This window comes from Acidisoma sp. L85 (assembly GCF_009765865.1).
In the GTDB taxonomy this organism is placed as follows: Bacteria; Pseudomonadota; Alphaproteobacteria; order Acetobacterales; family Acetobacteraceae; genus Acidisoma.
In genome coordinates this window covers 128597-142764 of the sequence record NZ_LMUQ01000061.1, presented here as the reverse complement: position 1 = coordinate 142764, position 14168 = coordinate 128597, and the positions used below count along the sequence as shown (strand labels likewise).

11 protein-coding genes are annotated in these 14168 nt (G+C 65.7%); 9 read left to right on the top strand and 2 right to left on the bottom strand.

What is annotated here, in order from left to right; translation table 11 throughout:
- Nucleotides 1-5 precede the first annotated feature (5 nt).
- The 5 genes from GSQ83_RS19090 (at nucleotide 6) to GSQ83_RS19070 (ending at nucleotide 4181) form a co-directional block, all read left to right on the top strand.
- On the top strand, nucleotides 6-497 hold the full coding sequence (locus GSQ83_RS19090) for a GNAT family N-acetyltransferase (protein WP_158804473.1): 492 nt from the start codon (nucleotides 6-8) through the stop codon (nucleotides 495-497).
- Between the two features lie 152 nt (nucleotides 498-649).
- Nucleotides 650-2050 carry a dihydrolipoyl dehydrogenase gene (gene lpdA, locus GSQ83_RS19085; RefSeq protein WP_158804472.1) on the top strand — a complete coding sequence of 467 codons (1401 nt, stop codon included), beginning with the start codon at nucleotides 650-652 and terminating at the stop codon, nucleotides 2048-2050.
- Nucleotides 2051-2122: 72 nt separating this feature from the next.
- The gene (lipA, locus tag GSQ83_RS19080) at nucleotides 2123-3109 is read left to right on the top strand and encodes a lipoyl synthase (RefSeq protein ID WP_158804471.1); all 987 of its coding nucleotides are present in this window, start codon (nucleotides 2123-2125) and stop codon (nucleotides 3107-3109) included.
- Nucleotides 3109-3582: a type II toxin-antitoxin system RatA family toxin gene (locus tag GSQ83_RS19075; protein WP_158804470.1), complete on the top strand. Its 474-nt coding sequence runs from the start codon at nucleotides 3109-3111 to the stop codon at nucleotides 3580-3582. Before lipA ends, GSQ83_RS19075 begins: the two co-directional genes overlap by 1 nt.
- Before the next feature lie 107 nt (nucleotides 3583-3689).
- Nucleotides 3690-4181 (top strand): hypothetical protein, encoded by a 492-nt coding sequence (locus GSQ83_RS19070; RefSeq protein ID WP_158804469.1) that lies wholly within the window; start codon nucleotides 3690-3692, stop codon nucleotides 4179-4181.
- A 183-nt stretch (nucleotides 4182-4364) separates the two neighbouring features.
- Here GSQ83_RS19070 and GSQ83_RS19065 read toward each other — a convergent pair whose 3' ends face one another.
- Entirely contained in the window at nucleotides 4365-5546 is a 1182-nt protein-coding gene (locus GSQ83_RS19065; RefSeq protein WP_158804468.1) for an energy transducer TonB, read from the bottom strand.
- A 326-nt stretch (nucleotides 5547-5872) separates the two neighbouring features.
- Between GSQ83_RS19065 and GSQ83_RS19060 the strand changes: the two genes are divergently transcribed.
- Both GSQ83_RS19060 and eutC read left to right on the top strand, forming a co-directional pair.
- Entirely contained in the window at nucleotides 5873-7249 is a 1377-nt protein-coding gene (locus tag GSQ83_RS19060; protein WP_158804467.1) for an ethanolamine ammonia-lyase subunit EutB, read from the top strand.
- Nucleotides 7246-8022, top strand: a complete 777-nt coding sequence (gene eutC, locus GSQ83_RS19055; RefSeq protein ID WP_158804466.1) for an ethanolamine ammonia-lyase subunit EutC — start codon at nucleotides 7246-7248, stop codon at nucleotides 8020-8022. Before GSQ83_RS19060 ends, eutC begins: the two co-directional genes overlap by 4 nt.
- A 7-nt stretch (nucleotides 8023-8029) precedes the next feature.
- Here the strand turns inward: eutC and GSQ83_RS19050 are convergent, their stop codons facing one another.
- A complete protein-coding gene (locus GSQ83_RS19050; RefSeq protein ID WP_158804465.1) occupies nucleotides 8030-8884 on the bottom strand; it encodes an N-acetylmuramoyl-L-alanine amidase in 855 nt (284 codons plus the stop codon).
- 529 nt (nucleotides 8885-9413) lie between these two features.
- On the opposite strand from GSQ83_RS19050, the gene GSQ83_RS30645 reads away from it, so the two are divergent.
- On the top strand, nucleotides 9414-12848 hold the full coding sequence (locus GSQ83_RS30645; RefSeq protein ID WP_305782231.1) for a ribonuclease E/G: 3435 nt from the start codon (nucleotides 9414-9416) through the stop codon (nucleotides 12846-12848).
- Nucleotides 12849-13255: 407 nt separating this feature from the next.
- A partial coding sequence (locus GSQ83_RS19035; RefSeq protein WP_158804464.1) for an acyltransferase occupies nucleotides 13256-14168 on the top strand: 913 nt, incomplete at its 3' end.

Here is a 14168-nt window from a genome sequence, read left to right as displayed (position 1 = left end):
GGGCCGTGGACACGCCGGGCGCCGTAACGCTCCGATTGGCTCGTCCTGGGGACGAGGCGACGATCCTTCGCTTCGTCCGTGCCTTGGCGGAGTTCGAGCGTCTGGCGCATGAGGTGACCGCAACGGAAGCGGATTTCTCGCAGTCGCTGTTCGGTTCGCCGCCACGGGCCGAGGCGCTTATCGCCGAATCCCATGGCGTTGCGGTCGGCTTCGCCCTCTGGTTCTACAACTTCAGCACCTTTCACGGACACCACGGCCTCTATCTCGAAGACCTTTTCGTCGAGCCTGCACGCCGGGGCCAGGGCGTAGCGCGCATGATTTTTCGCTTCCTCGCCGCGCGAGCCGTCGAGCAAGGCTGCACCCGCATGGATTGGGACGTGCTGGATTGGAACGAAAACGCCCTCCGCTTCTATCGCGGCATCGGCGCGCGGCCTAAGTCCGGCTGGACACGCCAGCGCCTGGAAGGCGAAGCGCTGGAAGCCCTGGCCCGTGGCTGAAGCATGACCGGAATGGACCGGTCGCGCCTATGTGATGGGCCAGCGGTGAGGCCTTGAGGCGGGGCGACCGGCGCTAAGACATCGACACTCGGCCTCTGCCGGGTCTGACGAAGTGGCGGCCCTCGGCCGGTTTAACATAGGGAGTGGCCACCATGGCCGAACAGCAATTCGACGTCGTGGTCGTCGGTGGCGGACCCGGCGGCTATGTCGCCGCCATCCGCGCCGCCCAGCTCGGCCTCAAGGCCGCGGTGGTGGAGCGCGAGCATCTCGGCGGTATCTGCCTCAACTGGGGCTGCATCCCGACCAAGGCGCTGCTCCGCACCTCCGAGATAAACCACCTGCTGCACCATCTGCCGGAATTCGGCTTCAGCTCCGGCGAGGCAATCACCTTCGACCTCGAAAAGGTTGTGAAGCGGTCACGCGCGGTGGCGAAGCAGCTCGCGTCGGGCGTCGGCTTCCTGCTCAAGAAGAACAAGGTCACGGTCTTTGACGGCCAGGGCAAGCTCGCCGGCAAGAACACCCTTGCGGTGGAGAAGGACGGCAAGCCTGTCGTCACCCTCAAGGCGCCGCATATCATCCTGGCGACCGGTGCCCGCGCCCGCGAACTGCCGGGCATCGAGGCCGACGGGAAGCTGATTTGGACCTATAAGCAGGCCATGGTGCCGACAATGATGCCGAAGACCCTGCTGGTGATCGGCTCCGGCGCCATCGGCATCGAATTTGCCAGCTTCTATCTGAACATGGGCGCCCAGGTGACGGTGGTCGAAGCGCTCGACCGCATGCTGCCGGTGGAGGATGAGGAAATCGGCGCCTTCGCCCGCAAGGCGCTCGAGAAGCAGGGGATGAAGATCATCACCAGCGCGGTGGTTAAGGGCGCCAAGAAAGGCGCGGATAACGTCACCGTCACAGTCGAGGCGGGTGGCAAGACCGAGGAGTTTACCGTCGACCGGGTGATTTCGGCTGTCGGTATCGTCGGCAATGTCGAGAACCTCGGCCTCGAAGGCACCAAGGTGAAGGTCGATCGGACCCACGTCACAGTCGATGGCTTCGGCCGGACGGAGGAGGAGGGCGTCTATGCCATAGGCGATCTCGCCGGCCCGCCGTGGCTTGCTCACAAGGCGAGTCATGAGGGTGTCGTGTGCATCGAGAAAATCGCCGGACAGCATGTCCATCCCATGGACATCGGCAATATCCCCGGCTGCACCTATTGCCGGCCGCAAGTAGCCTCCGTCGGCTTGACGGAGGCTAAGGCCAAGGCCGCCGGTTATGAGGTGAAGGTCGGCCGCTTCCCCTTCATCGGCAACGGCAAGGCCATCGCGATGGGCGAGCCCGAGGGCATGGTCAAGACTGTCTTCGATGCCAAGACCGGCGCGCTGCTGGGCGCCCATATGGTGGGGGCCGAGGTCACTGAACTCATCCAGGGCTATGTCATCGCGCGGACTCTGGAAACGACCGAGCAGGAGCTTATGGAGACGGTCTTTCCGCATCCCACGGTCAGCGAGACCATGCATGAGGCCGTGCTTGACGCCTGGGGCCGCGCCATACACTTCTAATCCCGCTCGCCCCGTCAGGTTTGTTCCGACGAGCATGACTGTTAGTTACTGATCCGCTCCGTGGGGAGACTGATGGCGACCCGCATTCTGATCGACCACCGCGAAGGCGGCACCGCGACCCTCCGCCACCCGGAGAAGGCGCACCGCCCTGACAATGCCATCGCGCGCAAGCCCGACTGGATCCGTGTCCGCGCGCCCAACCATCCGACCTACCACGAGACGCGCGAACTCATGCGCGCCAATAAGCTGGTGACGGTTTGCGAGGAAGCCGCCTGCCCGAATATCGGCGAGTGCTGGTCGCAGCGTCACGCCACCATGATGATCATGGGCGAGACCTGCACGCGCGCCTGCTCGTTCTGCAATGTTCGCACCGGAATGCCCGATGCGCTGGATGCCGGCGAGCCTGTGCGTGTCGCGGATGCGGTGGCTAAGCTCGGGCTGCGCCATGTGGTCATCACCTCGGTCGACCGGGACGATCTGGCCGATGGCGGGGCGCGGCATTTCTCGGCGGTGATCGGTGCCATCCGAGCCGCGGCTCCCGGTACTACGATCGAGGTGCTGACGCCCGACTTCCTGCGCAAGCCCGGCGCGGTGGAGATCGTCGCCGAGGCGGCGCCCGATGTCTTCAACCACAATCTGGAAACCGTGCCGCGCCTCTATCCGACAATCCGGCCGGGTGCGCGGTATTTCCAGTCGCTGCGGCTGCTCGACCAGGTGAAGATGCTGAACCCCGCGATCTTTACCAAGTCCGGCCTGATGGTCGGCTTCGGGGAGGCGCGCGCCGAGATCGGTCAGGTCATGGACGATCTGCGCATCGCCGATGTCGATTTCATCACGCTCGGCCAATACCTCCAGCCGACACCCAAGCACGTCAGCGTCACCGAGTTCGTGACGCCCGACGCCTTTGGCGACTACGCGACGCTCGCCCGCGCCAAGGGCTTCCTGATGGTGTCGTCCACGCCGCTGACCCGCAGCTCCTACCACGCCGATGCCGATTTCGCGGCGTTGAAGGCGGCGCGGGCCGAGCGGCTGACAGCACTCTCCGCCATGGGCGCCTGATGCCGCGTTACGCGGAGCAGAAGCATGTGCCCTATCGGCCGGACCAGATGTTCGACCTGGTCGCGGATGTCGCGCGGTACCCCGAGTTCCTGCCCTGGTGCGTCGGCGCCCGCATCCGCAGCCACACCGATGCGGAACTTGTCGCCGACCTCACCATCGGTTTCGGCCCGTTCCGCGAGAGCTTCACCAGCCGCGTGACCCTGGACCGGCCAGGGCATATCACCGTGCGCTACGAGAACGGCCCATTCCGTTACCTCAACAATCGCTGGAAGTTTTCCGAGGATCCGCGCGGCTGCCTGATCGACTTCTTCGTTGATTTCGAATTCCGCAGCAGGGTGTTGCAAATGGCCATCGGCGCTGTCTTCACCGAGGCGGTGCGCCGGATGGTCTATGCCTTTCTCAAGCGCGCGCGGGATGTCTATGGCCCGCCAGCCGCCACGATGAGCGTGGTGCCGGTTCCCGCGAAAGGCTGACTTGCCACATCAGTTCTGACGTCAGAACCGGCGGGCGGTTGTGCAATCTCAGCCGTTTCCGTAGATTGCAATTGCGAATGCCTCGCAATTGCATCGGAGCGTCACTCGTGGCTCATCATGATCAGCACCATCTGCCCCCCGTGGAGACCGCTTTGCTGCTGGCGATGCGGGCCTGGCTTGCGGCGCGCCGCCGTGGTTTGCCCGATTCGCCAGAGACGGGTGCTGTGCTGGAGATGCTGGGATGCCGCGAGGCGGTGGCGCCGCTCGGCGCGATGATGATGGCGCTGGCAACGCCGGCGGGGGCCTATCGCCCGATCGCGATTCGCTGTCTGTGCGACCGCTCGGTGTCTGCCGACGAGAAGCGGCTGCTGCATGTGGTTGCCCTCCAACAGCAGGCGCGGTCACTGGAGTCGATGATCCTGCTGCGCTCGATCCTGCGCGACGAGGCGGCGATGGCGGCGCAATGCGCGGCGTCGGTACTGGCTCAGGTCCTTGTCTGGGCGGATCAGAGACTGCTTGCGCCGGAGACCTCTATGCGCCTTGAGGTGCTCGCGACCGACGCGGCGTCTAACCCCCGCCAAGCCGCGACGATGCATTGACGCGGCGCGTTGGGGCGCGAGGGATGCTTAATCTGATACTCAACCGCGACCGAGGATCCGTCATGGCACGCGAAGGCGTGCCATCCACGTCTTGCCTTGGCGCAGAAAGCAAGCCGTGGATTCCCGGCCTTCGCCGAGCATGACGGGAGGAATGGGCACGGCCAAACTGAAGGCGCCCACTCTCTAAGGGCGGATGATCTCGTAATGCATCGAGGCGGTGATCGCGACGCTGTCCGCCTTGGTGCCCGCCGGGAAGGGCGGCAGGTCGGCGCCACGAAATAGTCCGAGCCAGGCTTGGTCGAGCAGCGCGTAGCCGGAGGTGGTGACAAAGGACAGGGCGCTCACATGGCCGGTGCGATCGACCGTGAAATGGACGACGACGTGCCCTTCCTGCCCGAGCATGCCCGCGCCTGGCGGATAGTATTTATGGTCTTCCACCCATTGCGCGAAGGCGGCGCGCCAGTCGGCGCCGATCGCCCCGGTAATCGCGAGATCGGCGCCATTCGCCGGGGCCTCCGATTGGTCGAGCGATAGGTTCAGCCCGCGCGTGCTGCGGCCGCCGCTGAGACTGCCTCCGCCGTTGAAGGAGAGACCGTTCATCATGACGCCGCCACCCAAGGTGCTGCGGCGTGAGGGCGCCTGGCGCGCAAGCCGGGGCGATGGGGGGGCTGGTGGCCGAGGCGGCGGCGGCGGCGGCGGCGGAAGTTCAGGCAAAGGCGGCTCGGGCGGAAGCGCCAGATTGACCTCGGGCTGTTCGCTCTCAACCGGCGGAGCCGGCGGCGGGACAGGAGCTGGCGGCAGAGCCGGTGGAGGTGGCGGCAGCTTGATCTGCGGCAAAGGCAAAACGGGCGCCGGTTTGGGCAGGGGCGGGGCCTTAGGTGTTGCTGGCGGCTTCGGCGCCGGAATGGGTGTCGGCGGCGTCGGTTTCGGTGGAGTGGGTTTCGGCGGAGTCGGCGCCGGAGGTGGCGGGGCAGGCGGTTGCGGCAGAGTCGGCGCGGGAGGTGCTGGCGGGGGCGGTTGCGGGAGCGGCTCGGGCGCCGGCGCGGCTTGTTCCGCTACTCGAGAGGGTGGACGGGGCACGGCGCCCTGTGGCGCCGCTTCGCGCGCCCGCTGCGCGGGACCGCGCACGCCTTTCGGCGCGCTGCTTTTCTTCTCGCCGCCCTCGAAGACGACATCGACGGCGGGCGAAGGCGTCGCCTCAGGCGGCGGCTTCAGCGGGATATTGATGATGAAATAGAGCAGTATCGCAGCGTGCAGGCACAGCGAGACGGCGAGCGACCATTCGAGCGGACGGCGGCGGGCGACGATTCGGCGCTTGGGCGCGAGCGGGATGCGGCGCGGTCCTGCGGGTCCTAGGTTCGGCATCCGCCGGGGGCTCGTCATACTATTTGCCGCAGGCCTCGGATGGCGGAAGGGCACCCGATAGCATGGCCGCGCCAAAGGTCTAAGCTCGGGTATTAGCTTGCCTGCCGCGAAACGAGTGTTGCGGCTTGCGGATGGAACGCTTTGACAAGGGGCGTTGGGTGCGCCTCGCTTTCAGCCTTATGGTCGCTCCAAGCGACGCCTCCCTGGCCCCTCCCTTGCAGGGAGGCAAATCTAGCCAGGGAAAACCTCTCCCCTCCCGCCAAGGGAGGGTTGGGGGTGGTGCCGTGGCAGTGCTCGGCGTCCGAGCGGATTGGGAACCGGTTGCCATGTATGCAGAGACCGTCGGCGGCACGCGTTATAGCTTTTCCGATCTCCGCACATTGCTTGCACGCGCGACACCTTTGCGTTCGGGCGATGTGCTTGCGGGCGTGGCCTCGGCCAGCATGGCGGAGCGCGTGGCGGCGCAGATGGCGCTGGCCGCTCTGCCGCTCGCGGCGTTTCTCAGCGAGAGCGTGGTGCCCTACGAGAGCGACGAGATCACGCGGCTCATCGTCGATGGTCACGATGCCGCCGCCTTCGCGCCGATCCGCCATCTCACTGTCGGCGGCTTGCGGGATCATCTGCTATCGGATGAGGCGGATGGCGAGGCGCTGGGGGCGCTGTCACCGGGCCTCACACCCGAGATGGTCGCGGCGGTTTCGAAGATCTGCCGCATTCAGGATCTCATCCTGATCTCCGCCAAGCGGCGCGTGGTCACTCGCTTCCGCAATACGATCGGTTTGCCGGGCCGTCTTGCCTCCCGCCTGCAGCCGAACCATCCGACCGATGACCCCGCCGGCATTCTCGCCAGCATCGTTGATGGGTTGCTGCTGGGCTGCGGCGATGCGGTGATCGGCATCAACCCAGCCTCAGACAGTCCGCAGCGTGTGCATGACCTGCTGAGCATGCTCGATGATCTACGCCAGCGGCTGGAAGTGCCGACGCAAAGCTGCGTGCTGACGCATGTGACGACAGCGATCGAGCTGATGAATAGCGGAACGCCGGTCGATCTGGTGTTTCAGTCGATCGGCGGCACGGAGGCCACGAATACCAGCTTCGGCTTCGGCCTTTCGACCTTGCGCGAGGCGCGCGAGGCGGCGCTTTCGCTCGGGCGCGGCACCATCGGTCAGGACGTGATGTATTTCGAGACCGGCCAGGGCAGCGCGCTGTCCGCCGACGCGCATCATGGTTGCGATCAGCAGACGATCGAGGCGCGTTCCTATGCCGTCGCCCGCGCCTTCTCGCCGCTGCTGGTCAATACCGTCGTGGGCTTCATCGGGCCGGAATATCTCTATGACGGCAAGCAGATCATCCGGGCCGGGCTGGAAGACCATTTCTGCGCCAAGCTGCTCGGCGTGCCGATGGGTTGCGACGTTTGCTACACCAACCATGCCGAGGCGGATCAGGATGACATGGACCTGCTGATGACCACGCTCGCCGCGGCCGGCCTGACCTTCATCATGGGCGTGCCCGGCGCGGATGACGTGATGCTCGGTTATCAGAGCACGAGTTTCCACGATGTCCTCGCGCTGCGGCAGATGCTGGCGCTGAAGCCCGCGCCGGAATTCGAGGCGTGGCTGGAGCGCGCCGGGCTGATGGATGCGGCCGGACGCGTGCGGCCACTGGAAATGCCGGAGCGCTTCCACAAACTGATCGCGGCATGAGCGGCGGTGATCGCTGGAGCCATCTTCGCGGCCTGACCGCCGCGCGTATCGGGCTCGGCCGCGCGGGACCTGGGATAGCAACCACCGACCATCTCGCTTTCCGCGCCGCCCATGCCTTGGCGCGGGATGCGGTGCATGCGTCGCTGGATTTGGATGCGGTGGCGGAAGCGATGACGCCTCTTGGCCTGACCGTGCTGCATGTCGAAAGCCGCTGTATGGATCAGGCGACTTACCTGACGCGGCCGGATCTTGGCCGTCGTCTGGCATCCGATTCGGCGCTTCGTCTCAAGACGGCGGGGCCGGGTGCCGAGGTCGCGATCCTGGTCGCGGGCGGGCTCTCCGCCTTGGCGACGGGCAGCCACGCGGCGACACTGCTCGCGCTGATGGTTCCGGTCATTCTGCGCGGCGGCCGAACGGTGGGTCCGATCTGCCTCGCGCCGCGCGGACGGGTGGCTTTGGGGGACGAGGTCGGCGAGTTGTTGGAAAGCAAGCTCATGCTGGTGCTGATCGGTGAGCGGCCGGGTCTGTCCTCGCCGGATAGTCTGGGCGCTTACGTCACCTTTGGGCCCCGGCTCGGCCGGACCGATGCGGATCGCAACTGCGTTTCCAATATCCGGCCAGAAGGCATGGTATTGGATGAGGCGGCGCGGCGGGTGGGCTGGCTGATCGACCAGGCTCTGGCGCGGCAAATCAGTGGCGTTACCCTCAAGGACGACAGCGACAGGCTGTTGGCTGCGACACCTCAGCCGGGCGCCCTTCCGCAGGCTGGATGACTGGTCTTCAGCCAGCCATGCGAGCACCATCGCGGGCGGCGAACCAGGAATCCACAGCATCCGACATCGATTGGGTAATCTGCTGGCGGTGGGATTGCTGGCGCAGCGCCGTCTCGTCCTTGAAGTTGGACATGAAGCCCATCTCGACCAGGACGCTGGGAATTTCGGCCGATTTCAGCACGACGAAGGCGGCGTGGCGGGATGGCTGGTTAAGCATCTGCGTGCCGCCGGTCAGGCAGCGCACCATGTCCTGCTGCAAGGTCGCCGAGCCGATCCGCGTCTCCTGGCCGACCAGACTTGCCAGTATCCGGGCAACTGAGGGGGAGACCCCGGTGAAACCTGGGCCGCCGAAGCGGTCCGCGCTATTCTCGCGCGCGGCGAGGCCGGCGGTCTGGGCGTCCGAGGCGTTGGTGGAGAGCGTGTAGACACTCGCGCCGCGCACGCTGTGGTCGGGGACCGAATCGGCATGCATGGATACGAAGAGATCGGCGCCGTGCTGCTGAGCTAGGCCGACGCGTTCCTCCAGCGGGATGAAGCGGTCGCCGGCGCGGGTCATCAGCACGCGGTAGCGGCCGCCCTTCTCGAGGCGCGACTTGAGGTCATGCGCGGCCGCGAGCGCCACGTGCTTTTCGTAGGTGCCGGCGACGCCGATGGCGCCCGGATCCTTGCCGCCGTGACCCGGGTCGAGCATGACGACCGGAGAATGCTTGGAAGAGCGCGCGACCGTCGCGGGGGCGTGTTTGCCGCCGCGGTGCAACCGCTTTCTCAGGGTCTCCGCTTGGGCAAGGGCGGGCAGGATCCAGCTCGGCAACAACAGGCTCGCGATAACGCCCGTGCCCAATACGAGTCTACGCTCGATCATGGCGTGGGAGGCAGGAAGCGCATTTCCCTGAGTGTTTTGAGCGTTCACGGGGCAGAACTTAACAGGTGAGCTTCGCGAAATCATCTTTCCTTTGAGATGGCCGATATTAATTTGCGGCATAATCGGCCTCGGCGATCGGGTCGCCTTGCAACCCCTGGCGGTTTGGCTCATCCTTATAGGCAGGGCGTGTGCTGGATGTGCCGATCGTCGGCTCCGGCTCCCCGCTTCTGCGTGTTCAGGCAAACGGGTCTAACCCGGCCTCATCCGTTTCCGCCTCCGCGGCGCGCCGCGAGCGTGACGCGGTGCGGGAGCGAGCCAGGACCGCGCCTTATCAACACAGCCGTTCGTGAGCGAGCGGCGCATCCCCCGGTGGTAGGGACACGTTCGATGACGACGGCCTTTCAGAGCCTCATTGTGAGAGCAAGGCCGTCCGATCCGTGGACCAGCCGCCACCTTATTTCACTCATTGCAAGTCGCCGCGTATCGGCGGCCGTGCCCGCATTCCGGGCACGCCGGAGTTTTTCAGTACATGACGAAAAGAATGCTCATCGACGCGACCCATGCGGAGGAGACCCGGGTCGTTATCCTGGACGGCACGAAGCTCGAGGATTTCGACGTCGAGACCTCCACCAAGAAGCAGATCAAGGGTAACATCTACCTCGCGAAGGTCATCCGGGTAGAACCCAGCCTTCAGGCCGCCTTCGTCGAATACGGCGGCAATCGCCACGGCTTCCTGGCTTTCGGCGAAATCCATCCCGACTATTACCAGATCCCCGTCGCCGACCGGCAGCGCCTGCTCGAGATCGAGGCGGCCGAGTTGCGCGCCGAGGAGGAGGCTGAGGCGGCCGAGGAAGCCGCTCAGGATCGCGCGGCCTCGCGGGGCCGCAAGGTGTCCGGCTTTGCCGAAGCGCAGAGCGAAGCCCCGATCATTTCGGAATTCGATGCGATCGAGCCCGCCTTCGAGGCGGCGGTTGAAGCGGAACTCGAAAACGCGCCCGCCGAACAGCCGACCGTTGCGGCCGAAGCCCTTATAGGCGCTTCAGTCGAGCCGCCGGCCGAGGAAGAAAGCGAAGCGACATCCACGCCGAGGGCGCAGCCTGCGGCGATGGCGCGGGATATCGTAATCTCGGCTGAGGCGCCTCCCGAACTGGCCGAGGCGGATCTGCCGTCCTTCGCGGAGCCTGAGGGCCATGTTTCCGTCGCGCAGGATGACGCGACCGAGGAGGCGCCGGAGAATATCGGCGGCGCCGAGGGCAATGATGGCGGCGAGGAGGCGCCCGAGCGGCGCCAGTCCACCCGCTTCATGCGCAACTACAAGATCCAGGAAGTCATCCACCGCCGCCAGATCATGCTGATCCAGGTGGTGAAGGAGGAGCGCGGCAATAAAGGCGCGGCGCTGACCACCTACCTGTCGCTGGCCGGCCGCTACTGCGTGCTGATGCCCAATTCGCCGCGCGGCGGCGGGGTTTCCCGCAAGATCACCTCGCTCGCCGATCGCAAGCGCCTGCGCGAGGTCATTAAGGAAGTCGATATGCCGGCGGGCATGGGCATGATCGTCCGCACCGCCGGCGCCAACCGGCCGAAGCCCGAGATCCGGCGCGACTGCGAGTATCTGTTGCGGTTGTGGGACGATATTCGCGACCACACGCTGCAATCGGTGGCGCCGTCCCTCATCTACGAGGAGGCGAGCCTTATCAAACGGGCGATCCGCGACGGCTATACCGGCGATATCGAGGAAGTGCTGGTCGATGGCGAGGCCGGCTGGAAGGCCGCGCGCGACTTCATGCGGATGCTGACGCCGCAGCATGTCTCCAAGGTCCAGCTATGGCGCGACAGCGACCTGCCGCTTTTCGCCAAGCATCAGGTCGAGTTGCAGCTCGACGCCATGATGAGCCCGACCGTGCAGCTCAAATCCGGCGGCTATCTGGTGATCAACCAGGCCGAGGCGCTGGTCGCGGTCGATGTGAATTCCGGCCGCTCGACGCGCGAGCGCAATGTCGAGGAGACAGCGCTGCGCACCAATCTCGAAGCGGCGGATGAGGCGGCGCGCCAGTTCCGCCTGCGGGATCTCGCCGGGCTGATCGTGATCGACTTCATCGACATGGAGAGCCGCAAGCACAATGCGATGGTGGAGCGGCGCCTCAAGGAAGCGCTGAAAAACGATCGCGCGCGGATCCAGATTGGCCAGATCAGCCATTTCGGCCTGCTCGAAATGAGCCGTCAGCGGCTGCGCCCGTCGCTCGCCGAGACCGCCTTCGTGACTTGCCCGCATTGCCTTGGCCTCGGGCACGTCCGCAGCGTCGAAAGTTCGGCCATCCATGTGCTGCGTGCGCTTGAGGAAGAGGCGGCGCGACGCCGTGCGTCCGAGTTGCAGGTGCATCTCGCCGGTGCGGTCGCGATGTATATCCTCAACTTCAAGCGCGAGCGTCTGGCGGCGATCGAGCGTATTCACGGCATCCAGATCATCCTGTTGCAGGACGAGAGTTTACTGGCGCCGCAGGTGCGCATCGAGCGTTCGAAACCCTATGTGCAGAGTGGCGAGGCGCCGCAGATCGGCGGCCCGATCGCCATGAACACCTCCGCCACTGCGGTCTATGACACCGCCGCGGAGGATGAAGCAGGGGAAACCGCCGCAGTGCTGCATTCGACACCGCAATCCGTGCCCGTTCCCGAGGCGGCCATCATCGCTGCCGCGGTGCAGGCGCAGGTCCAGCCCAATGCGCAGCAGAGCGCGAGTGGCGAGGAAGGACAGGAGCGTCGCCGTCGCCGTCGCCGCCGCCGTCGTGGCGGCCGTCGTGAGGAAGGCCAGGAGGCTGGCGCCGCGAATAATACGCAGCCGTTCCAGGGCGAAGGCGAGTTCCAGTCGGAAGGCGGCTTCGAGAGCGACGACGAGGAAGACGGCGACCTGCTTCAGGCAGCCGATCCCACGCCCGCGCCGCAGGAGCCGGCGATCCCGCCGATCTCTCCGGACGAGCCTTCGCCCGGGCCACGGGATCCGGGCGTTCCGCCGCTGCCCGATCGTCCGGTTCCCGGTCCGGGACCCGAAATACCGGAGCGTCCGGGCCGCGAACCCGAATTGCCTGTGCCGAATGGTCCGGGGCCGGAGATTCCGGGTGATCCCAGCGGCCCTGGTCCCGACATCATGCCGCCGATCGGGCCATCGCCCGAGATGCCGCAGCCGGTGGCTATGGCGGAGACGACCGGTGGCCGCCGCCGGCGCAGCAGTCGCGGTGGCGGGCGGCGCAGCGAGGTTAGCGGCACCGGTGAGCCGGTTCCGTATCGCGGTCCAACCCCGGCCAATCCCTATGCGGGGCAGGTCGATGAGCTCTTCGCGGCGCTAGACTTTGTGCCGGAGCCACAACCCACGCGACTCGCGCCGTCTGATGTCCCGGAGCAAAGCGCGGTGGCAGCCGCCGAGGCTTTCGCGGCCGACGAAGCTTCGACGGCGGACATGGCCGTCGCGGCTGAGAGTCCGGCGGTCGAGACGCCCGAGGTTGCGGCGCCCGTTGCCGACGTGGTGCCCGCTGAAGCGGTCGAAGTGGCGCCGGTGGCGCGCAAGGGGCGCGCTCCCGCGCGCACCCCAAGGGCCCGGAAGCCAAAGGAGGCCGCGGCGCCTTTGGAGCTGCTAGGCGAATTGGCGCCGGACGAAGTTCACAGCGCGCCGGCGCCTCGTCGGCGCGCTGCGCCACGCGCTCGTGCGGCTGCGGCGCCGACGCCGCGCATGCCAAGCGAGGAGGATGCTCAGCTTGAGGAGGAGATGGTGCACCAGCCGCCGCTCAACTCGGGCATCAGGAGCAATGTCTTCGACCCCGCGCCACTGATCCCGCCCGATGGCACCGAGGCCCCGGCGTCCGATCCCTATGCTGAACAAGCCGAGCGTTCGGCCGCTCCGGTGATCCAGCCGGTGGTGGTTGGAGTCGATACGGTGGGTGCGGAAAAGAAGCGCGGATGGTGGAAGCGCTGACATAGAAATGGCAGGCCCGCTGACGCGGGCCTGCCATCGTCTGAGGCATCCAACGCAAGACTGATTACGAAACGGGCATAACTCGTTCGTATTCGAAAAAAACCGGGAAAACTTCAGACTTTTCTAATGGACGAGGGCGGATTATCTCCGCATGCTTCAGTCACGGATGAGGTTAGGTCCTCATTCTGTCGTGTGACTGGCGTTTCCTCCCTAAACTTGGCCCGCGGCGCGATGGCGTCGCGGGCACTTCTTTATCTAGCGGGCAGCCTCCTGTCACGAGCTATTGTGTCGTTGTGCACGAATTTTTATCGAAACATTTACCTAGTCGCGTAGTTACGAACCAATATTCCTACAACGAAGATACCGCTGGTCTGTTAGTTGATGATAGCTCGCGGAAGTTGCCGGATTTGACGGCCGCGCGCGCATTACTTGCGCTCTGGGTATTGGCCTATCATCTCGACCTTCATCTGGCTTTTCCGCTTCTGCGTCCCTGGGTGAAGCGCGGCTACCTCGGCGTCGATGGCTTCTTCATCCTCTCGGGCTGTGTGCTCGCCCATCGCTATCCAAGCCTGGGACTGCGACCCCGCGACGTTTTGCTCTTCTGGTGGCGCCGTCTCGTCCGGCTTTATCCTGTCCACCTCACCCTGCTTCTGCTGCTCGGCGGCTGGTTCCTGCTCGCCGAGGCGGCAGGCGTTGCGCCACATCAGGCAGGTCGTGCCAGTGGACGCGAGTTTTTCCTGCAGCTCCTCATGCTGAATGGCTGGGGCGCCAGCCAAGGCTGGAGCTGGAACTATCCGTCCTGGTCGGTCAGCACGGAATGGGCCGGCTATCTGGCTTTTCCTCTCCTTCTGAGCCTTGTCTCGGGTTTCGGAGTGAGGATTGCGGCTTTGGGCTCCCTGGTCCTGTGGGCCGCGCTGGGGGCCGTGGCGCTACTCTCGCCCGCCGGTCTCAACCTGACCTATGCCGGTGCGCTCTGGCGGTTTTTTCCGGAGTTCCTGGCCGGAATGGCGATCGCCATCATGCTGCCGGCCATGGGGCAGCGTAACGCGGCTTTGGCGGGTCTTGTGGGGCTTATGGTGGCGACGCTCGGCATTTTGGCTGGGACGCCAGATTCCGCCGCCGATGCCGTGGCGGTGGGCGGTATCTTCCTTTGCCTTCTTTCGCTCGCGGCCAATCGAAACCGCGTTCTTGGCCGGGTGCCGGGCCTTACGGCGCTCGGCGGGCTCTCCTACTGCGCCTACATGTCCTACGCGCCGGTCGAACTCGCCTTCGCGCGGCTTTGGCGGCATGCCGGCCTGGATCCCAGCCGGCATGCATGGT

Coding starts and splice junctions, on each gene's coding strand:
- lpdA (WP_158804472.1), top strand. CDS start 650: ATGGCCGAACAGCAATTCGACGTCGTGGTCGTCGGTGGCGGACCCGGC.
- lipA (WP_158804471.1), top strand. CDS start 2,123: ATGGCGACCCGCATTCTGATCGACCACCGCGAAGGCGGCACCGCGACC.
- GSQ83_RS19075 (WP_158804470.1), top strand. CDS start 3,109: ATGCCGCGTTACGCGGAGCAGAAGCATGTGCCCTATCGGCCGGACCAG.
- GSQ83_RS19065 (WP_158804468.1), bottom strand. CDS start 5,546: ATGCCGAACCTAGGACCCGCAGGACCGCGCCGCATCCCGCTCGCGCCC.
- GSQ83_RS19060 (WP_158804467.1), top strand. CDS start 5,873: ATGTATGCAGAGACCGTCGGCGGCACGCGTTATAGCTTTTCCGATCTC.
- eutC (WP_158804466.1), top strand. CDS start 7,246: ATGAGCGGCGGTGATCGCTGGAGCCATCTTCGCGGCCTGACCGCCGCG.
- GSQ83_RS19050 (WP_158804465.1), bottom strand. CDS start 8,884: ATGATCGAGCGTAGACTCGTATTGGGCACGGGCGTTATCGCGAGCCTG.
- GSQ83_RS30645 (WP_305782231.1), top strand. CDS start 9,414: ATGACGAAAAGAATGCTCATCGACGCGACCCATGCGGAGGAGACCCGG.